The following is a 22,384-nucleotide window of genomic DNA, read 5'->3' as shown; positions in this document are numbered from 1 at the left end:
TTTCGTACTGGTCGTACTGGTAGAAACCAACGGAACGTATGGGTCAACCGTGTAGTTCGTAATCCCTCGATCGGGTAATACTTTCTTACTGACTGTCAGTGCATTACTTGCGGTGCCGACCGCGACCGGCGATTCGCGTCTTTTCTTCGGCTTGTCCGAATCGCGCGACCGCGCGGTCGCGCATGAAACCGAGCGGATCGGGCGCGTGCAGCCGCAGCATGATGTCGTGCACGTGGTCCGGGCGCCCGTACCCCGTCGCGCGGCTGACGAAGTACGTCGTCACGAACGCGACCGGCACGGTGATCAGCGCCGGCTGGTTGACGAACCACGGCGCCCAGCCGCCGGTGTAGCCGCTCACGACGTTGACGATCAGCGCGGCCAGCACCAGGCCGCCGCCGACGAACATCCCGGCCAGCGCACCCGGCCAGGACAGCTTGCGCCACCAGATGCCCAGCACCAGCAGCGGGCTGAACGTCGACGCGGCGAGCGCGAACGTCAGCCCGATCGACAGCGAGATGTCCTCCGGCCGCAGCGCGACCGCCAGCCCGATCGGGAACAGCGCGACCAGCCCGGTCGCGACGCGGAAGTCGCGGACGCGGCCGGGCAGCAGGTCGGTCGAGACGACGCCGGCGACGCTCACCAGCAGCCCGGACGTGCTGGAGAGGAACGCGGCGAACGCGCCGGCCGCGGTGACCGCGCCGAGGACCTGGCCCCAGACCCCCGGCAGCATCGCCGAGGGCAATCGCAGGATCGCCGCGTCCGTCTTGCCGGTGACCAGCAGCTCCGGGACGTACATCCGCGACAGCGCGCCCAGCAGCGTCGGGAAGAGGTAGAACAGGCCGAGCAGCAGCAGGACGTGCACGGTGGTGCGGCGCGCGGCCTTGCCGTCCGGGTTGGTGTAGAAGCGGACCAGCACGTGCGGCAGGCCCATCGTGCCCAGGAACGTCGCGAACATCAGCGAGTACGTCTGGAGCAGGTCGGTGAGGCTGCCCGACGCCGGGTGCAGCCAGTTCGCGTTGTCCGCGCTCGCGTCGCTGACCACCGGCACCGGCGTGCCGGCCAGGAACTTCAGCTTCGTGCCCTCGGAAACCTGGTGCGGGGCCAGCGGGGTCCAGTGCGTCGGCCCGGCGGCCGGGCCGTTGTCGGTGCGGCCGTAGGCCCAGAGGTAGGTGTCGCCGCGGACGGTCAGGGTGACGTCGGTCTGGACGTCCACTGTGGTGTCGGTCGGGAACACCGGTGGCGCGGCGGCACCGAGCGGGCGGAAGCCGTCCGGGCCGCCGCCGGCGAAGAAGACCATGCACAGCACGAACGCGGGGACCGCGATCGCGAACAGCTTGAGCCAGTACTGGAAGGCCTGGACCACGGTGATCGCGCGCATGCCGCCGGCGATCACGTTGAACGCCACCAGGACCATCACCGCGACCGCGCCCGCCCACACCGGCACCGGGAGGATCGTCGCCAGGGTCAGGCCGGCGGCCTGCAGCTGCGGGACCATGTAGAGGATCCCGATGAAGACGACGAACCCCGTGGAGAACCGGCGGAGGCCCTTCGAGCCGAGCCGCATTTCGACGAAGTCGGGCAGCGTGTACGCGCCGGACCGCCGCAGCGGCGCCGCGACGAAGAGCATCAGCGCGAGGTAACCCGCGGTGAAGCCGATCGGGAACCACAGCGCGTCGGCGCCGTCCTTGAGCACGATTCCGGCGATGCCGAGGAAGGACGCCGCGGACAGGTACTCACCGGAGATCGCGGCGGCGTTGCGGCGCGACCGGACGGTCCGCCGGGCGACCAGGAAGTCGTGCGTGCTCGTGGCCGAACGCGAAGAGCGGTGACCGAGGAAGAACGTCACCACGGCGACCAGCACTATGCCGGTCACGGCCCACGGGTTCAGCTGCACGGGGGAATCCTCGCACGAGTCGTGCGGAAACTAGTTTTCGATCATGTCCACGAACGCGCGTTCATTGCGTTCGGCCAGCCGGTTGTACCAAATTCCCACCCCGAACAGGAACGGGAACGGCAGCACGCCGAGGATCAGCCAGGCCACCGGGATGCCGACCACGCTCAACCGGGAGAACCCGGGAACCAGGTAGAACAGCACCGGCAGTGAGCCGAACACGACGACGACGAGCCCGGCCAGCAACAGTGCCGTCCGCAGCTGGACCTTCACCAGGTGGTCCTTGACGAGCAGCTTCCCCCAGCTGGTCTGCTCTTCCAGCTCGACGCGGGCGCGCAGGGTGCCGGAGCCGCGGCGGGGGTCGGCGAGGATCACCCGCTCCCGCTTGGGTTTCGCGTGGTGCTCCGGCTTCGGCGGCGGCTCGTCGTCCGGCGCGGGCGGCAGCGACTCGACGACGGCGCGGTCCGTCGGCTGCGGCAGCGGCCGCTGCTGGCGGACGCGCCTGCCGAGCGTCGGATCGGGCTCTCGCACGCCGTTCGGCAGGCGCTCGTAGAAGTCGTCGGTCATGACCGGGCCCGGCTCAGCCGTTCCGGCCCGAACCGACCAGCCGGTCCTTCAGCGCGCGGGTGTGCCGCCGGCTGACCGGCAGCACCTTCTCCTCGTTGCCGATCACGACCTGGTAGCCGCCCTGGCCCATCCGCAGCTCGGTGATGAGCGGCAGCGCGACCAGGAACGACCGGTGGATCCGGACGAACCCGGCCTTCTCCCAGCGTTCCTCGAGCTGGGCCAGCGGGATGCGGACCAGGTGGCTGCCTTCGGTGGTGAACAGCCGCGCGTAGTCGCCCTGCGCCTCGACCCAGCGGACGGAGGAGCGCGGGATGAGCTTGGTGGTGCCGGCCAGCTCGACCGGGATGACCTCGTCGTCGTTCTTCACGCCCGGCTCGCCGCCCATGGCGCCGGGCGGGGGCGCGGCGGCCGCGGCCAGCTTGTCGATCACGCGCGAGATCGCGCGGTCGAGGCGGTCCTGCTGGTACGGCTTGAGCACGTAGTCCAGCGCGCCGAGGTCGAAGGCGTTGACCGCCTCCTCGGCGTGGCCGGTGACGAACACCAGCGCCGGCGACGGCCGCAGCGCGGCGAACACGCGCGACATCTCCATGCCGGACAGGCCGGGCATGTCGATGTCCGCGAAGACGGCGTCGACGATCGGCAGGCCGCGGTCCTTGCGTTCGCGTAGCCTCGGGTCGTCGGTGGACAGCAACCGCAGCGCCTCGGACGCGTCGATCGCGGGGAACACCTTCGCCACGTGCGGGCTGTTGCGCAGGCAGTGGACGAGTTCGTCAAGACCGTTCGGCTCGTCGTCCACGGCCAGGACCACGAGCTTCCGGGTGTCATCGTGAGCACTCACAGTGAAACGCATCCTGCCCATTGCCGAGTGCAATGTCCAGCCCCCGTCTGCCTGATGTGGGAGAACCCGCGGCCGGGGGCCGCGGGTCCCTCGTCTCAATGCACGAACGTGAACCAGTTGAGGTTCACGAAATCCGCGGGCTGGCCGCTCGTGAACGTCAGGTAGACGTTGTGCACGCCGGTGACCGCGCTGATGTTCGCCGGGACGGTCCGCCAGCTCTGCCAGCCGCCCGTGTTGCCGAGGGCGAAGCTGCCGATCGGCGCGTTGGACCGGCTGTCGAGCCGCACTTCGACGAGCCCGCTCACGCCGGACGCCGCCCCGGACGCGACTCTGGCCTGGAAGTTCGTCGCCGCACTGCTGCCGAAGTCGACGTTCGGGTAGAGCGCCCAGTCGCCGTTGCCCACCGCGCCGATGTTCTGCCCGCCGCCGGAGTCCGTGGTGGCCTCGGTGATCACGCCGGACTGCTGGCTGAAGGACTCGGCCTGGATGGTGCTGTACGCACTGCTCCCGCCGCCGGGCGTCGTGGTCGTCGGGGGCGTCGTCGTGCCGCCACCGCCGCCGCGGGTGGTGACGGTGACGTAGTCGACGACCATCGGGCGCCCGGGCACGATCCCCGGCCCCGGCGTGGTGGTACCGGAGTTGTTGTTGGGGAACGCACCGCCGATGGCGACGTTGAGCAGCACGAAGTAACCCTGGTGGGTCGTCATGTTCGCCCAGGTGGTGGCGTCGACCTGGTTCTGGCTCACCGAGTGGAACTGCTGGCCGTCGACGAACCAGCGGAACACCTGCGGGCTGGTGCTCGCGTCCCACTCGAAGCGGTAGGTGTGGAAGGCCGACTGGCAGCTGCTGCCCGGGCACGCGCGGTTGGCGGGCAAGCCGGTCGTCTCGTTGCACGGGCCGCCGGGGTTGACGCCGCAGTGCAGGACGCCCCAGACGGAGTTGATCCCGTTGACGTTCTCCATGATGTCGAACTCGCCGATGGCGGGCCAGTTCCACCAGTTGCCGCGGTAGGGGCCGCCGAGGGCCCAGAAGGCGGGCCAGTAGCCGAGCGCGGCGGCGCCGGTGACGTTCGGCATCTGGATCCGGCTTTCGATCCGCATGACACCGCCGGCGGGCGGCTTGAAGTCGGTGCGCTGGGTTTCGATCCGCGCCGACGTCCAGTTGCCGGCGCCGTCGCGCAACGGCGTGATGCGGAGGTTGCCGGCGCCGTCCTGGGCGAGGTTGGCCGTGCTCGACGTGTAGTTCTGGATCTCGCCGGTGCCCCAGTTCGCGGGGCCGCCGGGGTAGGCGTGACCGGTGTCGATGATCCAGTTCGAGCTCGCGGGCAGCGTGCCGGAGCCGCCGGTGAAGTCGTCGGCGAAGACGGTGGTCCAGCCGGATTCGGGCGGCGGGATCGACGCTTCGGCGTTCAGGGTGAGGGGCACGGTGATGAGCGCGGCGCCGACGACGGCACCGAGGGCGAGTCTTCGGGAGTGGGGCATCGGGTACGACCTCCTTGTCGACCGGATTTGTTGCCGTTCGCAACAAAGCCCGTCGACAAGGAGACCTGACGTCCCACCCCGATTCCAGGGGCGTTACGCGTCCAGAGTGACTGAGGTCACAAAGTCTGCCCCGAAGTACTCAAACCGGACATCGGGCTCAGAGGCCGAAGCGGGACCAGGCTGCCTTCTGCGTCACCGCTTCCAGCACCGCCGACGCCGCGGCCGGGGCGCCGATGCCGAGGCGGGCCAGGAGGGCCTTCTTCGGCTCCGCCACCGAGATCTCCGCGTCCGGGAAGCGGTCGGTGACGATCTGGCGGAGGCTGCCCACGCCGTCGATCAGCCCGAGCTCGACCGCCTTCGCGCCGAGCCAGACGTCGCCCGTGAACAAGTCCTCCGTGTCGGCGAGGCGGTCGCCGCGGCGTTCCTTGACCCAGCTCACGAACAGCTCGTGGAGCTGGGCGTGCATCTTCTTCAGCCACTCGACGTCTTCCGGCTTCTCCGGCGAGAACGGGTCCAGGCGCGACTTGTTCGCTCCCGCCGTGTGCAGGCGGCGCTCGATGCCGAAGCGCTCGAGCAGCCCCGTGAAGCCGAAGCCGCCGCTGATCACGCCGATCGAGCCGACCATCGACGTGCGGTGCGCGTAGATCTCGTCGGCCGCGCAGGCCAGCCAGTAGCCGCCGGACGCGGCGACGTCCTCGCAGAACGCCAGTACCGGCACGCCCTTCTCGTCGGCCAGCTGCCGGATCCGCTCGGCGACCAGCCCGGACTGCGTCGGCGCGCCGCCCGGGGAGTTGATCAGCAGCGCGACCGCCTTCAGCCGGTCGTGGCCGAACGCCCTGGTCAGGGCCGACTCGACGGCGGCCAGGTTGATCGCGCCCCGGCCCAGCGGCGATGGCGACGGCGTGATCACGCCGTGCAGCTTCACCACGGCCACGACGTCCTTGCGCTCGACCCGGTCGGCGAGCACCGGGATCCGCGAAGCCAGCTTGTCCGTAACGCTCATACCGCCAGGCTAGCCGGATTCAGCCCATGGGGAGGATGCCGGAGCGCGTGCCGTTGACGCCGTTCACCTCGGCGCCGTTCAGCTGGGCCGGGCCACCCTGGGCCGGGACGTCGGCGTCGGCGTCCGCGCTGTAGTCCGGCATGTTCGGCCGGACGCCCGGGACGAACTTCGGCACCCGCAGCGTCACCTTCATGCCGGCGCCCGGCGCGGTCTCTACCATCACCGCGTAGTCGCTGCCGAAGACCTGCTGCATGCGCTGGCTGATGTTGCCGAGCCCGACGTGCGCGCCGGTGCTGTGCGCGTTCTTGACGTCCCGCAGCCGACGCGGGTCCATGCCGATGCCGTCGTCCTCGACGCTGATCAGGGCCTCGGTGCCGTGGTCCTGCGCGATCACCGTGACGCAGCCGCCGCTGGGCTTGCTGGCCAGCCCGTGCTTGACCGCGTTCTCCACCAGCGGCTGGATGATCAGGAACGGCACGACGACGCTGAGCACCTCGGGCGCGATCTTCATCCGCACCTCGAGCCGGCCGCCGAAGCGGGCGTTCTCGATGGTCAGGTAGCGGTCGATGTTGCGCAGCTCCTCGGCCAGCGAGGTGAACATGCCCGACGTCCGGAACGAGTAGCGCGTGAAGTCGGCGAAGTCCTGAAGCAGCTCTCGCGCCTCTTCGGGGTCCGTGCGGATCAACGCGGAGATCGTGTTGAGCGCGTTGTAGACGAAGTGCGGCGAGATCTGCGCGCGCAGGGCCTTGATCTCGGCCTGCTGGAGCTGGTGCTTCGACTCGTCGAGCCGTGCCAGCTCGAACTGGGTGCAGACGAACTGGGCGACGGCGTCGGCCATCTGCACCAGCCGCCCGCGGGTGCGGCCGACGACGATCAGCGCCGCCTCGGTCTCGCCTTCGACCAGCAGCGGCACGATGACGGCGGTCTTCATCCGGCACGTGCCGCGGTGGTTGCACGGCATCCGGTCGTGCGCGACGACCTCGCGGCGGTGCTTGCGGATGGCCGCGCCGATCGCGTCGACGAGGTCGACGTAGTGCTCGTTCGCCTCGCCGTCCCACGACAGCAGCGTGCCTTCGCTGTCGGTGATCCCGACGGCGACGCAGTCCAGCATCTGCAGCAGCTGGGTGGTGATCTTGTCGGCGGCGTCCTCGTCCAGGCCGGAGCGGAGGTTCGGGGCGGCCTTCGACATCCGGTGCACGGCCTGCAGCATGGCGTCCTCCACCACGCTGGCCGGTTTGCGCTGTTTCACGAGCAGCACGATCACCGCGATGCCGAGCAGCACCGCCAGACCCCACGGAACGATCTGCGCAATCGGAAACCCGGACACGGCGTCCATGCTCTGCGCTCGACCAACCGGGTGCAAGGCCTGATCCCACTTTCTGTCCAACTGTGATGACCGAGGGTGGAGCGAACCCTACCGAGAGTCGGAACCGGCCCGGCACGGTCACTGTCCGCAACACGCGGAGAGCGTCCGCTGTTCCACTCCTTCCAGCGAATGGCCAGGAAGAACGCAGTTTCGCCGAGTCTCGATCTTGAGACAGCCACGCACGGCGCAGTACGTGCGACCGAACGGGGGAATCTTTACTTCAGCAGCCGCGACATCCGGCGGTCGGCCAGCGGCTTGCCGCCCGTCTGGCAGGTCGGGCAGTACTGGAACGACTTGTCCGCGAACGAGATCTCGCGGATCGTGTCGCCGCAGACCGGGCACGGCAGGCCCGTGCGCGCGTGGACGCGCAGGCCCGAGCGCTTCTCGCCCTTCAGCCGCGCGGCCTTCTGGCCCACCGAGCGCTGGACGGCGTCGGACTCGATCTCGACGATCGCCTCCGCGAGGGTCTCCAGCGCGCCGTCGTCGAGCTTGCCGATCGTCGCGTACGGGGACAGCTTCGCGCGGTGCATGATCTCGTCGGAGTAGGCGTTGCCGATGCCGGCGATCAGCGACTGGTCGGTGAGCGCCCACTTCAGCCGGGTGTTCTTGCCCGCGAACAGCTCGCGCAGCTGGGCCGCGTCCAGCGAGAGCGCGTCCGGGCCGAGGCGCGCGACGCTCGCGATCTCCTGCGGGTCCTTCACGACCCACACCGCGAGCCCCTTCTTCGTGCCCGCCTCGGTGAGGTCGAATCCGGGACCGGTCGCGGACTCGAGGTGCACGCGCAGCGAGATCGGGCCCTTGCCCGGCTTGAGCGGCGCCGCGGCCAGGCCGTCGGACCAGCGCAGCCAGCCCGCGCGGGCCAGGTGGACGACCAGGTGCAGGTCGCCCGCGACGACGTCGAGGTGCTTGCCGTACCGGGTCGCGCCGGTGATCTCGCGGCCGTGCAGGTCCGTCCACGGCGGGGTCGCCGTCTTCAGGACGCTCAGGGATGCGACATCGATGCGGAAGATCGTCCGGCCGACCGCGTTCTCACGCAGGTGGTGCGCCAGCGCTTCGACCTCGGGCAGTTCGGGCATGCTCCCAGTTTCACCCCTTCGGCCGAATTCCGGTACTCGCTATTCGACCGGGTGCAGCGGCCCGTCGAAGTCGGGCAGCGAGTGCCGCTGGATCGTCTTGGAAATCTTCTTGACCTCGCCCTGCACGGTGAACATGCCGCGGATCGTGCCGACCCAGCGTTCGGACGGCCGGTCGCGGTCGCCGTCGGTCTCGGCGACCACCGTCCACGGGCGGCGCAGGATCCACCGCAGCGGGAAGAACAGCACCACCAGCAGCAGGGCCAGCAGCACCCACGCGGGGATGTTGACCTCGTTCGGCGTCCACACGACCAGGATCACGGCCAGCAGCGCGGTCACCACGATCATCGCGATGCCGGGGCCGTAGCTGCCCGCGACGTCGTGCTCGAAGTCGTCGGCCGTTGCCGGTGCGCGCCATTCCATCTGGGCACGGACCACCCAGTCGCGGCCGTCTTCGCCGCGTACCAGCCGGTTCATTCAGTTGCCTCCCGGGGCGCCCGCAGGGTGAGCACGGACAACGTTACCGTGCCCAGGCTCGCCCGCGCGAGGGATGAACCGGACATCCCACCCGGCGAAGTTGATCACTGCTGTTCAGAGGCGGTCGACGTCGGCTGCGCCGGTTCGCTCGAACCAGTGACGTCGGACGTGCTGCTCGGGCACGGTTTTCCGGAAGTCGGCGTCACCGTCGTCGACGGCTCGGTGGTCGCGGTCTCGTCGTCCTTCGGCTTCGGCTCCCCGGACGGGGCCGTCGACGAGCCGGGACGGCCGGTCGGCGACAGTTCGGGCGCCTCCGCGTCCTCCGGCACGCCGGTGTCGGTCGACTCGGTCGTGACGGTCATGAGCGGGCTCGTCGTCGCGTCGAGCCGCGGCGACGTCGAGGAGTGGCTGGGCGTGCTGAAGGTCGACGACGTGATGTCGTCGCGCGGGGTGAGCCCGTCGCCGCCGCTCACCTCCCCGGCCGGGACGTCGCCCGGCACGGTCGGCACCTCGTTCGCCGCGACCTGCTTGGCGCCGCCGCGCTGGCGCGCCGGGACGGCGACCCCGGTACCGCGGCCGTTGAGCACGCCGATGCCGATCCGGGGGTCCTGCTGCGGCTGCGGGGGTGGCTGGTGGTGCGGCCCGACGGGCGGCACCACGACGAGCTCGGGCGCGCCGCCGGTCAGCCCGACGTCCTGGACGGCCGTCGACCCGAACAGCACCGGCCCGGCCGCGACGCCGACGGCACCCACGGCCGCGGTCGACGCCAGCGCGAGCCCGATCTTGACCTTGGAGCCGACCAGCACGCCCTTGATCGTCGTGCCGAGCCCGGCCAGCACGCCGCTGCCGCTCGCGGCGGCACCCGCGGCCGGCACCAGCAGCACCAGCACCCCGGCGTGCGCGCGCAGCGACGAGCAGACGTCGCGCAGCTCGTCCTGGGTCGCGCGGCACGACGAGCAGCCGTGCAGGTGCGCCTTGATGCGCTCGGCCTCGGCGCCGGTGACGCTGCCCGCGGTGAACCCGCCGAGCTTCTCGACGACCGCGCGGCACGAATCCGGCCCGCGGTTGACCGACAAGTGTGCCTGCAAGTACGCCGCGCGCAGGCCCTGACGGGCACGCCGGGCCAGTGCCGCGGTCGCGTTCGCGCTCAGCCCGAAGTGGGTGGCGACCATGGCGGGCTGCTCGCCCTCGACCTCGGTCTGCCACAGGACGGTCCGCCAGCGCTCGGGCAGGCTGGTGAACGCCGTCGTGATCAGCGTGTGCTCGGCCGTGCGGGCGTGCGTGTCGGCACCCGCGCCGGCGCGGAAGGTCAGCTCGTCGTCGGACACCGGGACGTCGCGGCGGGCGCCGTGCCACTCCCAGGAGACGCGGCGGGCGACGGTGAGGAGGTAGGCGCGGACGTAGTCCCGGGGGCCGGCGCCGCGGCGAAGGGCCTGGAGCACGCGGAAGAACGTCTCCGCGGTGATGTCCTCGGCCTCGGACCGGTCGGAAGCCAAGCTCTGCGCCAGTCTCCGGACGGCGGCGGCGTGCAGCTCGAACAGCTCCCCGAAGGCGGCGTCTTCGCCGTTTCGAAGTCGTTGCAGCAGTGCCTGCTCGTCGGATTCCGAGGCCGCTGGTGGCGGCGCAGTGCCCAGCTCGGTCATCCGGCCCGGCACCTCCTCCCCGAAGGTCTCCCCATTCGGTCGAATGGGGACACCATACGGAGGGATTCAGCCGTCGTCACCCCTTGTACGCCAGCTGTGACACCGAAGCACCGGGTCAGGGCACTTCGGGACCCGCTCATCGGAGCAGTTTTCGGCTGGTATAGAGTGTCTTTCAACAGCAAGGCAGTGCGGATGTAGCGCAGCTGGTAGCGCATCACCTTGCCAAGGTGAGGGTCGCGGGTTCGAATCCCGTCATCCGCTCAAGATCGAAACGCCCCTGCTCAGGACATCGAGCAGGGGCGTTTCGCTGTCCCGGCCCGGCTCGCGGGTGAGCGCCATCACACGACTTTCGTTGCTTCCTGACCGGGTTCGTGCCGGTTCGGCAATGGTTTTCATCCGGTGTTCCGGCCACGTTCTCCCGATGCCACCTCTTCGGGTGATGCTCGGGGATGATCGTGCTGGGCATGACCGAACTGACTCGCCGTCGCCTCCTCGGCGGGGCCGCCGGGGCCGCCGCGCTCACGCCGCCGAACGTCCAGCGGGCCCTCGCGCAGGGCGCACCCAAGCACGCTGTCCGGCGTGCGCGGGTTCGGTGACCCGCACGCGGCGACGCCGGGAACCCGGCGGGCTGCGCACTGCCCCTCCACCTGGACACCCACGCGACCAACGCGCAGAAGATCCCGGGCGCGGACCAGAAGCCGCCGAAGCAGGAGCCGGGCGGGCGGCCGCGGGTGCCGCGCCACTGACCGGTCCTACATGGCGGGGGCCTTGAACGGGTCGTGCTCGGCGAGGAGCTTGTCGAGCCGGGCCTGGTCGACGCGGGAGACCACGGAGGTCTCCTCCTGTCTGTCGCGGACGCACTTGGCGAGCGTGAAGGTGGAGGTGACCAGGTAGAGCGCGCCGAGGGCGAGGAAACCGCGGATCCAGCCGTCGACCGGCAGGTACGCGATGCCGCCGATGACCGCTGCCAGCGCCAGGCCGAACGAGATCGCCGCCTGGATGTAGAAGGCCGTCGTGGTGGGGGACGTCGTTCCGGATTTCGTCATGTGACGAGGGTCTCGCCGGGCCGGTGCGGGTGTCTTGAGCAGTACTACTCAGGCCCGGTTGCGATCGGGCTACAGCTCGTAGACGTCCAGGACCGTCGGGGCCACCGGGGTCAGGTGCGGGTCTTCGCGTTCCGTCACCTGGCCCCGGGCCATCCGGTACACGCGGAACTCGTTGTCGTGCTCGGGGTCCTGGTCGTCCCAGACGTGCAGCAGGCCGTACGAGCCCGCCGCCAGCTCGCCGACCCTCGTGAACAGCTCGAGCAGCTCCGGGCCCAGGCTGCCGCCGTGCTTGTCGAAACCGCCGAAGTGCAGCATCGGCATACCCGCGCTCCAGCGGAGGTCGACCAGGTCGAACTCACCCGCGTCGCGGATCGCGCGGTGCACGCGGTCGACCAGGCGCTCCAGGAGCGCCGCGTCGTCGTCGCCGCTCGCGGTCGCCTGGATGGTCACCCAGCCGTGATACTCGAACACCAGCAGAACGGTAGCAAGAGATCAACGACGAGCTCAGCGGGCCAGCGCGGACGGCTTCCCGTCGCGGCGCAGCACGTTCGTGAGGACGCCTTCGCCGTGCTTCTCGAACGCCGTGACGAGCTTGTCGCCGAACACGCAGAGCGTGCGCTCCCACGGGTGGCCGAGCGTGCCGAACGAGAAGTCCGACGCGAGGAACAGGTGGTAGTCCGCGCGCGGGAACACCGGCACCGGCCAGCGCGCGCCCTCGGTCATCAGGTGCGGGCGGACGCGGAAGGACTGGTGCTGCCAGTGCAGGGCCCACATCCAGCCGTCCGGGCCGCAGGCCTCGCGGAACGCGGCGAGCGCGATGGCCGCGACCTGGTGCTCTTCGACGGCGTACGGGCCGAGGCGGAACTCGGCCGACGCGCGGTCGAGGTCGCCCGGCGAGAGGTCCCAGGTCCGCGACGGCGCCGGCTCGCGAAAGCCCGGCCAGGCGTGGGCGTAGGTGCTCGGCCAGAACGCCAGCTTGTCGTACACCCAGTACCAGGCGGGTTCGTCGGCGACGCGGGAGACGGCTTCCCAGGCAGCATTCACTGTTACGACCTCTGACTTCGGCCGGGCACGGAAGAACACGCGAAAGCTTCGTGTTCGCCCTCCGGTTTGTCCAGTCCTCGTCCGCTCGCCGCGAACTGTGTCACTCGACCGGGTGGGTTCTGCCAGATTGTCACCATGCGGGTCCTCTTCGTCCACGGTGCCTTCGTCCGCGACGGCGCCTGGTGGTGGCAGCCGACGGCGGACGTCCTCGCCGGCCGGGGTCTGCGCAGTTCAGCGGTGGTCCTGCCGAGCTGCGAACGCGAGCCGCGCGGCGATCTCCACGACGACGCCGAGGCCGTCCGCGCGCTGCTCGACGCCTCCGACGAGCCCGCGCTGCTCGTCGGGCATTCGTACGGCGGGATGGTGATCACACAAGCGGGCAACCACCCCGCGGTCCGCCGGCTCGTCTACGTGACGTCGTTCCTGCCGGACGCCGGCGAGGCGCTCGCGGACTTCGGCGGCAGCGAGCCGCCGCCGTGGCACATCAGCCACGGCGACGGCACCGCGAGCGTCCGCGAAGAACTCGTGCGGCCGCTGTTCGCCCAGGACTTCGACGACCCGGCTTACGCCGGTGCCGCCGCCCGGCTCACGCACCAGAACGAAGCCGTCTTCGGCCAGCCGGTGACGACCGCTGCCTGGCGGGAGGTCCCGTCCACCTACCTGCTCTGCGCCGACGACCGCGCGACGCTGCCGGAGACCCAGCGACGGCAGGCCGCGCGCGCGACCGACGTCGTCGAGCTGCCGGTGGCGCACCACCCGTTCGTCACGCGGCCGGAGCTGGTGGCCGACGTGCTCCTTTAGTACCTCCCCGGTTCAGGCGGCGTCCCAGAGCGTCAAGAACGCCGAAGCCTCGCTGCGGGCCCAGGGTCGCAACCGTTCGCGGTCACGCGCCGAGAGCTGGAACTCCTTGCTGCGCCGGACGTCGATCACCAGGGCGTGCCCGCCCGGCAGGATGTCCGGCATCGCCTGCTCCAGCACCCACAGCGCGAGCTGCGCGGAGTCCTTCGCCAACGGCTCCTCCTTGAAGTACAGCCAAGTCGCGTACCGGCGGCCGTCGCTCTTGCGCAGCCCCAGCTGCGGGCTGACGCCGATCTCGAGGTCGCCGATCCGGCAGCGGCCGCGGCCGACCTCGACCAGCCGCGGCGACTTCCGGCCGAGCCAGCGCAGCCAGCCCTCGGCGATCGCCGCGTAGTGCGGTTTCGTCCGGTCGTCGGCGGCGTTGACGAGCGCGCGCAACGCCGTCGCGTCCTGCCCCGCCGCCCGCCCGGACCGCACGGCGTTGGCCGCCCGCCGGTAGTAGTTGAACGCGGCTCGCGCCGGGTCCTCGTACTGCCGGCGCTGCCGCCGGACGAACGACGACCGCGACGGTCCGTTGCTGGCGCTGTAGCCCACGAACGTGGACAGGGTGATGTAGGCCATGGCCCTGCCTTCCTCCATCACGCCACCCGCGGACGCGGGCGGCATCTCCCCTGGACAACGCCCATTTTAGAACATATGTACGACAGTTTCGGGGTCCGATAGGGCGACAGCGGTGACTAGCGCAAGCTGAACGTGACGAGGTCCGTCGAGTCGGTGCGGGTGATGCCCAGCCCGTCGAGCGGCCGGGTCAGCACCTGCGCGTACGGGCCGCCGGCGGCCGCGGCCTTCAGCAGGACGACCTGGCCGACGCCGTACTTCCGCAGCACCGCGACGCTGCGGGCGTCCGGGAACGTCTTCGTGGCCCGGACGATCTCGCCGTACTGCGGCGGCAGCAGGCCGTTGTGGCCGTTGACCAGCGCCGGAAAGCCGTCGGTCGACCAGAGCTGGTAGACGTACTCGCTGAATTCGCCCAGCCCCTGCCGCACCGGCAGGATCAGCGTCGGCGGCGGCGAGCCCTGGAACGTCCGGGCCAGGTCGGGCGGGATGCCCGCCGGGGACGAGTGCGGTTCGGCCGGGACGCCTTCGAGCAGCGCCAGCAGCAGCGTGACGCCGATCAGCGCCCGCAGGTACGGCGCGTCCTGGCGTTCGCGGACCAGCTCGCCCCACCTCGTGAGCGCGCCCGCGGCGAGCAGCGCCAGCAGCAGGATCACCCACAGCATCAGCCGGCCCGGCGTGCGCAGCGCGTCCCAGCCCGGGAGGAAGTGCCAGAGCAGGTAATAGGTGGCGTACCCGCCGAAGAACTGCGAGCCGAGCGCGAAGACCGTCACGACGACCGCGCCGGCGCCGAGCCAGGCCCGCACCCGGACCGGCCACGCACTGACGAACAGGCCGGCCACCGCGACCACCAGCAGGGCCAGGCCGGGGAACAGCAGCTTCTCCGACGCGCCCGTCGCCGACAGCCACCCCGGGTCGGCGAAGACACCGCTCTTGAGGTTGAACGGGCCGCGCTGCCAGAACCACGTCTCCGTCGGGGCGGCCAGCAGCCCCTGCGGCGGCGGGGAGAACTGCTGCACCTCGCGCCAGGAGCGTGTGAAGCCGTACTGGTCGACGACCCGGCGGTACGGGACGGTCATGAGGTAGGTGACGACGGCGAACACCGCGATGCCCGCGCCGTCGGCGACCGCCGTGCGCGCTCCGAACCGGCGCCGCTGCCGGACCGCCGTCACCAGCAGGACGACGCCGACCACGCCGAGCAGGTAGGCGAACGGCAGCCCGATCGCGAACCCCAAGGTGATCTGCCAGGCCGCGACGACCCAGCCGGCGAACGCCCACCACGGCCGGGACAGCTCGGGCCGCCACCCGTGGCGCAGCGAGAAACCGTGTCCACGGGCGAGGGCGAACAGGGCCAGCGCGATCCCGCCCGTGGACAGGATGTTGAGGTGGCTGGCGTGGCTCAGCCGCCACGGCGCCCACGCGAACGCGAGGCCGGCCAGCACCGCCGCCGGCCGGCTGCCGCCGAGCTGGCGGACGAGCACGTACGCGCCGGCGTAGGCGAGCGCACCCGCGATGAGGTACGCGGCGTTGTAGCGCAGGAGCGCGGCGTACGGGCCGTCGCCGAAGAAGCTCAGCGGGAGATAACCGAGCAGGGAGTCCGAAAAGGCGTAGCTGCCGGTCGCCGGGAAGAGCGTGTTGCCCGTCCAGAGGTCCCCGCCGGAGGTGAGGAAGTGGTGCTGCCACGCCAGCTGCCAAGCCTGCAGCAGCGGGTCGCCCGGTTCGCCCGCGACTGTCGACTTCGGATGGAGCACGACCGGGAGGGTGAACACCGCGGCGAGCAGGAACCCGGTGAGCACGGCGAAAACGCCTTCCCGGACGCGCCCGCGACCGGGGCGCACCCGGGCCGCGACGGCTCGCGGCTGCTCGTCGGTGATCAACGACTTCCCCTCTCGATCGCCTCCCCCGTGCTCGGTGCCCACGGGAAGGACTCCCGAAACGGCGCCGCGTGCGCTACGTTGCCGATCAACTTCAAAACGCAACCTCGCAGGTCGGCCGCGCGTGCCAGACTGATGCCCCGAACGGCGGATGGGGGTCGGAACCATGAGCTGGCAGGAAGAACTGCGTCGTCTCGACGCGGACCTGGCGGCCGGCCGGATCGAACCCGCGGCGCACCGCAAGCAGCGGGAAGAGCTGCTCGCGCAGGCGTCCGGGTCCACCGTGCCGTCGCCGGTGCCGGCGCCCCTGCGCCGTCCCTCCTGGCACAGCGCCAACCCCGCGGCGAACCCGGTGCCGCCGGTCCACCCGGTCCACCCGGTCACGCCGGCGCCGGCCCCGCCGCCGGCGCGCGTCGAGGTGCCGTGGGCGCGGCCGCCGAAGCAGCCGGCCGGGCCGCGCTCGTTCCAGACGCCCGCGACGAACGCGGTCCCGCCGATCCCCGACCACATGACGACCGCGCCCAGCCCGGCCGACATCACCCCGACCCGGTACCTCGCCGTCGACGGACAGGTCCCGGGCGCCGCGGCGGCGAGCCGGTTCCCGCCCATCGACCCCGGCGGCGCCCCGCCCGCGGGCCAGGACCCGGACGACTCGCGCGGCAAGCACCGCTGGAACGACCCCGCCCGCGGCCGGCCGACCTGGCTGTTCGTCGGCCTCGGCGTGCTGCTCGTGCTGGTCATGGTCGTCGGCGTGACGATGTGGCTGGGCTCGGACGACGAACCCGGCGGGCAGGCGAGCGGGCCCGCCACCGTGCCGAGCACGTCGGCTTCGGGGCTGCTCGGCGGCGTCGAGGACCGGCTGCCGAAGCTGCCGGGCACGCAGAACTCCGACAACTCGACGATGTCGATCGACCGCGCGGTCGAGCTCGGCGTCTTCGCCCGGCCCACGGCCGACGTCCTGCGCCGCAACGGCGCCACCGAGGTCGTCTTCCGCGGCTCGGCCGTCGCGGCGGGCAGCAACCTGCTGATGGTCGTGCCGATGCCGGGTCCGGCGAACGCCGAAGCCGCCGTGGAAGCGCTTTACACCACCGCGCTTTCCAACGGGTTCAACGCCGTGCAGTCCGACCTGCGGACCGCCGTCGCCACCACGGGCGACACCCAGGTCAGGGCGACCTGGTACACCTCCGGCGGCATGGTCGTGAACGTCGGTGTCTCCCAGACCCAGAAGCTGGGCGACGAGGCCCTCACCAGCCGGCTGGGCCAGGTGCTGGAGGACCTGCGCGCGGTCCTGCCGCCCGGCTGATCCGGACACCGTGGGCACATCGGCCGGGTGACGGTCACGAAACGACCCTCGGCCACGGCACCGGTCGGCGCTGCGTGCAGAATGTGCGTGAGTCTGCGAGCACGGGTTTGCGACGAGGAAGGGGGGCAGGTTTGTCCTGGCAGGAGGAACTTCGCCGGTTGGACGAGGAGCTGGCCGCCGGCCAGATCTCGGCCGACGACTACCGGGCTCGACGAGACGCCGTGCTGTCCTCCGCGGTGAACGGCGAGCCGCAGCAGGCGCCGCAGGGCGCCTCGTCGGCCGACAGCACCCAGATCATCACCCCGGTCAGCCCGCCGCAGGGGCAGCCGCACCAGCAGCAGCCGGGTGGCTCCGAAGCGGACCGGACGCAGATCGTGAGCAGCGCCGACGCCTCCGGGGGCGCCGAGCGCACCCAGGTCGTGTCCGGCATGCAGCAGCAGCCGCCGCCGTACCAGCCGCCGTGGTCGCAGGACTCCGCGGAGCGCACCCAGGCCGTGCCGGGCGTGCCCCCGCAGGCGGTCGCCTCCGGTGGCCTCCGGCCGGGCGGCCCGACGTCGGGCGGGTTCCCGCAGCAGCAGCCCCCGCAGCAGCAGCCGTGGAACACCGGCGGCAACGCGGCTCCGCCGTGGGGCGCGAGCGAGTACCCGCAGATGGCACCGGGCCCGGACTGGGTCAGCCAGGGGCCGGAGACCTTCGAGACGACTTCGTCCGGCGGCAAGAAGAAGGCCGTGATCGCCATCGTCGCCGTGCTGGTGGTCGCCGCGCTCGGCGTCGGCGGCTGGCTGATCTTCGGCAACGGTTCCGGCGGCCAGGAGAACCCGCCGGTCGCGAACTCGTCGTCGCCGCCCGCGCCGACCAGCACGGTCCGGCCGAAGGACGACCTGGAGATCGCGAAGCTCCCGGCCCCGCCCGGGGAGAAGACCGACATCCAGACGTTCGCGGACGTCGAGCGCGCCGGGTTCCTCACCCCGGAGGAGAACGCCGTCTACAAGACCGCGGGCGCCTCGAAGGTGCGGATGGCCGCAGCCGGGCTCCCCGACACGGTCAAGGCGCTGGTGCTCACCGCGCAGACGTCGTCCAGCAGCGCCGCGACCGTGGCCCGCGACGACCTGGCCGAGCTCCAGACCAAGTTCACGATGAAGCCGTACACCGGTGACGTGCCGGACGGCGTCAAGGCGTCGCAGTTCGCCAAGTCGGCGGACTTCCCCGCCGTGATCCGCGCGCACTACGTGCACAAGGGCACGCTGGTGCGCATCGAGGTGTCCGGTTCGGACCTCGCCAAGATCAGCGGCGTGTTCGACGACATCCTGGCGGCCCAGCTCGCGGAGCTGCCGGCCAATGGCTGAGCGCGCCGGCCGGGTGACCACCGCCTGCACGGTGGTCACCCGGGCCGGCCTGCCGTCGGCGCGGGTGCTCGCCCGGACCTACCGGGCGCACCACCCCGGCCACGGGTTCCTCGTCCTCGTCGTCGACGGGACCGGCACCACGAGCGAGGACGGCTGCCGCGTCGTCGGCGGCGACTGGCTCGACCTCGACCGCGACGAGTTCCACCGGATGGCCACCTGGTTCACCGCGTCCGAGCTGGTCGAAGCGGTCAAACCCCTGCTGCTGCACCAACTCCTCGAAGACGCCGACGTCGCGGTCTACCTCGGCTCGCAGATCCGGGTCTTCGCCCCCTTCGCCGAGCTGAGCGCGCAGGCCGCCGAACACGACGTCGTGCTGGCCCCGCGTGTCCTCGCTCCGCTCCCGCAGGACGGTCTCGAACCCGGTCGCGACGCCACGGACAGCGCTTTCCACGACGACTTCGTCGCGGTCGGCAAGGGCGCGCGCCCGTTCCTGATCGCCTGGGCGGACGGCCGCCGGTACGCGCCGGTCCCGCCGCCTTCGCACCCCTCGCCGCCGGTCGAGCACTTCTTCGACCGCGTCCCGGCGCTCTACCGCAACGTCGTCACGCGCGACCCCGGCGTGGCCGCCGGCTTCTGGAACCTGCACGAGCGCAAGCTCGCCGAGGGTCCGGACGGCGGCGTGACCGCGGGCGGCACCCCGTTGCGGTTCTTGAACTTCTACGGCTTCGACCCCGACCGGCCGTGGCTGCTCAGCAGCCAGTGCCCGGTGCGCCCGCGGGTCGTCCTGTCCGCGGATCCGGTGCTGCGCAAGCTGTGCGACGACTACGCCGCCGAGCTGGTCGACGCCGGGCACACCGGCGAAGAAGTCCCGTACGGCTTCGACAAGCTGCCCGACGGCACGCCGCTGACCACGCCGATGCGGACGCTCTACCGCGACACCTGGCTGCGGGCGCACCGCGCGGCGACGACCCCGGCGCAGTTCGCGCCCACCGTCGTCGACGAGATCCCGCCCCCGCCGTTCGGCGACGACCGCGGCGCGGCCTTCCGCGACTGGCTGCGCGCCCCCGGCTCGCCGATGGCGCGGTCGGCCGGGCTCAGCAGGCTCGCGCTGTGGCTGTGGGCGAGCCGGATCGACCTGCAGACGGCGTTCCGCAAGCCGGAGCGCGCGGACGGCCCGGCGTTCCGGCAGTGGTGCGCCACGCACGGGATCGACGAAGGCCTGCTGCCCGGCTGGGCGCTGCCGACCGAGCCGCCCCCGGTGGCCGGGCCGGTCGACGAGTTCGGCGTCAACGTCTCCGGGTACCTCACGGCCGAGCTGGGCCTGGGCGAGATGGGCCGGATCGCGCACCGCGTGGTCGCCGCCGCGGGCATCCCGGTGGTGTCGGTCGTCGAGTCGCGGTCGCTGTCGGCGGCGGTCCGCACCGGGCTCGCCGAGCCGGACACCGTGAGCCGGCCGCGGTTCCCGGTCAGCATCCTCGCGGTCAACTCCGACTACACCGGCCTGCTGCTGGACAGCCACCCGGAGCTCGGGCACCGGCGCTACCGGATCGGGCTGTGGGCCTGGGAGCTCGAAGACTTCCCGGCGTCGATGCACGGCGGTTTCGACCTGGTCGACGAGGTGTGGGCGATCAGCGACTTCACCCGCCGCGCGATCGAGCCCCACTCGCCGGTGCCGGTGAAGACCTTCCCGATGCCGGTGCTCGACCCCGGCGTACCGGAACGGGTTCCGCGCAAGCCGGGCGACCCCGTCCGGTTCCTGTTCGCCTTCGACTTCAACAGCACGGGCCAGCGCAAGAACCCGTGGGGCGCGGTGACGGCGTTCCAGCGCGCGTTCCCCGGCCGTGACGACGTCCGGCTGGTCATCAAGGCGACCAACGGGCACCTGCACGCGGCCGCCGTCGAGCGGCTGCGGTACGTCATCGGCGACGACAAGCGCATCGACCTGCTGGAGACGTACCTCAGCCTCGAAGAGCTGAACAGCCTATACGCGACGAGCGACGCCTACGTCTCGCTACACCGCAGCGAGGGTTTCGGGCTGACTGTCGCCGAGGCGATGGTGCGCGGGCTGGCCGTGATCGCGACCGACTACTCCAGCACCACGGAGTTCTTCCACGACGGCACCGGCTGGCCGGTCCCCTACCGGATGGTCGAGGTCGGCGAGGGCTGGCCGCCGTACCAGCCCGAAGGCCTGTGGGCGGACCCCGACCTCGACGCCGCCGCGAAGGCCATGCGCGAGGTCGCGGACGACCCCGCCGAGGCCCGGCGCCGGGGCGAGGCCGCCCGCGCCCACGTATTGCGCGTCCGGTCGATGGACGTCGCCGCCGCGTGGGTCGAGACCGAACTCCGCGCCGCGTACGCAACCTGGCGGCGAAGGGACCCTGGAGAGGCGAGCCGCGGTCCCGATTCCCCGCTGGCCCGCGCCGAAGCCGCGTTGCAGTGGCAGCCCGATCCGGACAGCCCGCACCGGTTCCCGCTGGCCCCGGTGTTCCGCCGCGCGATCCGGCGGGCGCTGAGCCACTACGACGGCACCCAGCGCCGCATCCTGCGGACACTCACCGAAAGCACCGGCGAGGCGATCACCGGCCTGGCGGGCACGATCGACGAGAAAGCCACCGCACAGGACCGGCGGCTCGGTATCCTCGAGGCCGAGCTCGCCCAGCAGAACGCGCGCATCGAGCGGCTCGAGGCGCGGCGTTCCGACGACCCCCGGCCGCCGGCATGACCCAGCAGAAGACGCCCCAGGCCTCGCGCGCGCTGCCCCCGGTGCACGAGGCCTTCCTGCCCCGCGAACACGCCCTGCACCGGCCGCGCCACGGCCGCCGCCAAGCCGTCGCGCTCGCGTGCGCCGCGGTGTTCTTCGCGACGCCGGTGCTCGCGTCGATCGCCGGGGTGCACCCCGGCCAGTTCGAAAACCGTGCGCTGACGGAGTTCCCGAGCATCGGGCAGGGCTGGTCGTTCTTCCCGCAGCTGGCCCAGTGGGCGACCGACCACCTCGCCTTCCGCGAGCAGGCCGTGCACGCCGCCGACGGCATCAGCCGCGGCGTCTTCGGCGAGGCCCCGCCGCTGGGCGGCCAGCCGCAGGCGCCGGAAGGCCCGATCCCGGCGCAGCCGAGCACGCCCGCGCCGGTCGTCAACTACCCGAACGTCCTCGAGGGCAAGAACGGCTGGCTGTACCTCGGCGACGAGATCGCCAGCCACTGCAACCTCAGCAAGCCGCTGGACCAGACCATGGCGGAGCTCGACCGGCTGCGCGACGGCGTGCGCGCGTCCGGCCGCCAGTTCGTCGTGGTCATCGCGCCGGACAAGACGACGATCGCGCCGGAGTACCTGCCGGCGAACTACGCCGGCAAGGAGTGCCGCGAACGGACCGCCGCCGAGTTCTGGCAGCGCGTCGACGCCGACAACGCGATCCTCGACCTGCGCGGCGGGCTCGAGGCGCAGGGCCGTCAGGTCGGCGCGCCGGTGTACGGGCCGCAGGACGCGCACTGGTCCGACGAGGGCGGCATGCTGATGGCCCGCTCGCTGGCCGAGTCGATGAGCCCGGGCAGCACCGCGTCCTGGGTGATCAAGCCGAGCGACCCGTGGACGATGGCGGCCGACCTGCCGCCGCTGATCGGCCACACCGGCCAGACCAGCGGGCGGCACTACGAGGTGCTGACCGACGGAAAGCGCGACCAGACGCGCGAAGTCCTCAGCGACCTCAAGGCCCCGCTGAAACTGCAGTCCGCCACCGGCACCGGCACCTACCAGGGTTCAGTCGCGCTGCTCGGCGACTCCTTCACCTACCGCGCGCTGCCCTACCTCGCCGCGACCTTCGGCCAGATGACCGCCCAGCACCACAGCGCCCTGCTTTCCGACACCGGCAAGACCGTCGGCAAGATGTTCGCCGACAACAAGGTCGTGGCGATCGAGGTCGCCGAGCGCACCCTCGCGTCCGGCAAGTTCGGCCTGCTGGCCCCGCAGGTCGTCGACAACGTCCTGGCCGAGCTCGCGGCCCGCCCGATCCGCTGACCCCCTGA

General features: G+C 71.5%; 20 protein-coding genes and 1 tRNA gene. 7 read left to right on the top strand and 14 right to left on the bottom strand.

What is annotated here, in order from left to right; all coding sequences use genetic code 11:
* Positions 1 to 103 precede the first annotated feature (103 nt).
* From ACERZO_RS27660 to ACERZO_RS27620, 9 genes are all read right to left on the bottom strand, one after another.
* The gene (locus ACERZO_RS27660; protein WP_372667675.1) at positions 104 to 1,894 is read right to left on the bottom strand and encodes a sodium/solute symporter; all 1,791 of its coding nucleotides are present in this window, start codon (positions 1,892 to 1,894) and stop codon (positions 104 to 106) included.
* A gap of 30 nt (positions 1,895 to 1,924) precedes the next feature.
* Positions 1,925 to 2,458 carry a hypothetical protein gene (locus tag ACERZO_RS27655; RefSeq protein WP_372667674.1) on the bottom strand — a complete coding sequence of 178 codons (534 nt, stop codon included), beginning with the start codon at positions 2,456 to 2,458 and terminating at the stop codon, positions 1,925 to 1,927.
* Between the two features lie 13 nt (positions 2,459 to 2,471).
* Positions 2,472 to 3,308 carry a LytR/AlgR family response regulator transcription factor gene (locus ACERZO_RS27650; RefSeq protein WP_364276095.1) on the bottom strand — a complete coding sequence of 279 codons (837 nt, stop codon included), beginning with the start codon at positions 3,306 to 3,308 and terminating at the stop codon, positions 2,472 to 2,474.
* Positions 3,309 to 3,391: 83 nt separating this feature from the next.
* Positions 3,392 to 4,777: a glycoside hydrolase family 16 protein gene (locus ACERZO_RS27645; protein ID WP_372667673.1), complete on the bottom strand. Its 1,386-nt coding sequence runs from the start codon at positions 4,775 to 4,777 to the stop codon at positions 3,392 to 3,394.
* Between the two features lie 157 nt (positions 4,778 to 4,934).
* Positions 4,935 to 5,780 carry a S49 family peptidase gene (locus ACERZO_RS27640; RefSeq protein ID WP_372667672.1) on the bottom strand — a complete coding sequence of 282 codons (846 nt, stop codon included), beginning with the start codon at positions 5,778 to 5,780 and terminating at the stop codon, positions 4,935 to 4,937.
* Positions 5,781 to 5,799: 19 nt separating this feature from the next.
* Complete coding sequence (locus ACERZO_RS27635; RefSeq protein WP_372667671.1) at positions 5,800 to 7,116, bottom strand: histidine kinase; 1,317 nt, start codon at positions 7,114 to 7,116, stop codon at positions 5,800 to 5,802.
* 245 nt (positions 7,117 to 7,361) lie between these two features.
* On the bottom strand, positions 7,362 to 8,222 hold the full coding sequence (locus ACERZO_RS27630) for an Fpg/Nei family DNA glycosylase (RefSeq protein ID WP_372667670.1): 861 nt from the start codon (positions 8,220 to 8,222) through the stop codon (positions 7,362 to 7,364).
* Between the two features lie 39 nt (positions 8,223 to 8,261).
* Complete coding sequence (locus ACERZO_RS27625; RefSeq protein ID WP_086677814.1) at positions 8,262 to 8,696, bottom strand: DUF983 domain-containing protein; 435 nt, start codon at positions 8,694 to 8,696, stop codon at positions 8,262 to 8,264.
* Positions 8,697 to 8,800: 104 nt separating this feature from the next.
* On the bottom strand, positions 8,801 to 10,339 hold the full coding sequence (locus tag ACERZO_RS27620; RefSeq protein ID WP_372667669.1) for a sigma-70 family RNA polymerase sigma factor: 1,539 nt from the start codon (positions 10,337 to 10,339) through the stop codon (positions 8,801 to 8,803).
* A 188-nt stretch (positions 10,340 to 10,527) separates the two neighbouring features.
* Here ACERZO_RS27620 and ACERZO_RS27615 point away from each other — a divergent pair.
* Together ACERZO_RS27615 and ACERZO_RS27610 are read left to right on the top strand one after the other, a co-directional pair.
* Positions 10,528 to 10,600 (top strand) — tRNA-Gly (locus ACERZO_RS27615).
* A gap of 203 nt (positions 10,601 to 10,803) precedes the next feature.
* Positions 10,804 to 10,935 (top strand): hypothetical protein, encoded by a 132-nt coding sequence (locus ACERZO_RS27610; RefSeq protein ID WP_372667668.1) that lies wholly within the window; start codon positions 10,804 to 10,806, stop codon positions 10,933 to 10,935.
* Between the two features lie 156 nt (positions 10,936 to 11,091).
* On the opposite strand, the gene ACERZO_RS27605 is transcribed toward ACERZO_RS27610, so the two are convergent.
* From ACERZO_RS27605 to ACERZO_RS27595, 3 genes are all read right to left on the bottom strand, one after another.
* Positions 11,092 to 11,385 (bottom strand): YiaA/YiaB family inner membrane protein, encoded by a 294-nt coding sequence (locus ACERZO_RS27605; RefSeq protein ID WP_372667667.1) that lies wholly within the window; start codon positions 11,383 to 11,385, stop codon positions 11,092 to 11,094.
* A 69-nt stretch (positions 11,386 to 11,454) separates the two neighbouring features.
* On the bottom strand, positions 11,455 to 11,856 hold the full coding sequence (locus ACERZO_RS27600) for an immunity 7 family protein (protein ID WP_372667666.1): 402 nt from the start codon (positions 11,854 to 11,856) through the stop codon (positions 11,455 to 11,457).
* A 33-nt stretch (positions 11,857 to 11,889) separates the two neighbouring features.
* On the bottom strand, positions 11,890 to 12,429 hold the full coding sequence (locus ACERZO_RS27595) for a DUF2716 domain-containing protein (RefSeq protein WP_372667665.1): 540 nt from the start codon (positions 12,427 to 12,429) through the stop codon (positions 11,890 to 11,892).
* 135 nt (positions 12,430 to 12,564) lie between these two features.
* Here ACERZO_RS27595 and ACERZO_RS27590 point away from each other — a divergent pair, with 135 nt between their 5' ends.
* Positions 12,565 to 13,230, top strand: a complete 666-nt coding sequence (locus ACERZO_RS27590; protein ID WP_372667664.1) for an alpha/beta fold hydrolase — start codon at positions 12,565 to 12,567, stop codon at positions 13,228 to 13,230.
* 12 nt (positions 13,231 to 13,242) lie between these two features.
* Here ACERZO_RS27590 and ACERZO_RS27585 read toward each other — a convergent pair whose 3' ends face one another.
* Entirely contained in the window at positions 13,243 to 13,866 is a 624-nt protein-coding gene (locus tag ACERZO_RS27585; protein ID WP_444843234.1) for a hypothetical protein, read from the bottom strand.
* Between the two features lie 98 nt (positions 13,867 to 13,964).
* Positions 13,965 to 15,719: a hypothetical protein gene (locus tag ACERZO_RS27580; protein WP_372667663.1), complete on the bottom strand. Its 1,755-nt coding sequence runs from the start codon at positions 15,717 to 15,719 to the stop codon at positions 13,965 to 13,967.
* A gap of 163 nt (positions 15,720 to 15,882) precedes the next feature.
* On the opposite strand from ACERZO_RS27580, the gene ACERZO_RS27575 reads away from it, so the two are divergent.
* The 4 genes from ACERZO_RS27575 (at position 15,883) to ACERZO_RS27560 (ending at position 22,376) form a co-directional block, all read left to right on the top strand.
* On the top strand, positions 15,883 to 17,019 hold the full coding sequence (locus tag ACERZO_RS27575; protein WP_372667662.1) for a hypothetical protein: 1,137 nt from the start codon (positions 15,883 to 15,885) through the stop codon (positions 17,017 to 17,019).
* A 131-nt stretch (positions 17,020 to 17,150) separates the two neighbouring features.
* On the top strand, positions 17,151 to 18,365 hold the full coding sequence (locus ACERZO_RS27570; RefSeq protein WP_372667661.1) for a hypothetical protein: 1,215 nt from the start codon (positions 17,151 to 17,153) through the stop codon (positions 18,363 to 18,365).
* Positions 18,358 to 21,087 carry a glycosyltransferase gene (locus ACERZO_RS27565; RefSeq protein ID WP_372667660.1) on the top strand — a complete coding sequence of 910 codons (2,730 nt, stop codon included), beginning with the start codon at positions 18,358 to 18,360 and terminating at the stop codon, positions 21,085 to 21,087. Before ACERZO_RS27570 ends, ACERZO_RS27565 begins: the two co-directional genes overlap by 8 nt.
* A complete protein-coding gene (locus ACERZO_RS27560; protein WP_372667659.1) occupies positions 21,084 to 22,376 on the top strand; it encodes an alginate O-acetyltransferase AlgX-related protein in 1,293 nt (430 codons plus the stop codon). Before ACERZO_RS27565 ends, ACERZO_RS27560 begins: the two co-directional genes overlap by 4 nt.
* Positions 22,377 to 22,384: the final 8 nt, after the last annotated feature.

This window comes from Amycolatopsis kentuckyensis (genome assembly GCF_041679295.1).
GTDB lineage: Bacteria > Actinomycetota > Actinomycetes > Mycobacteriales > Pseudonocardiaceae > Amycolatopsis > Amycolatopsis kentuckyensis_A.
This window is presented reverse-complemented; position numbering and strand designations above follow the sequence as displayed.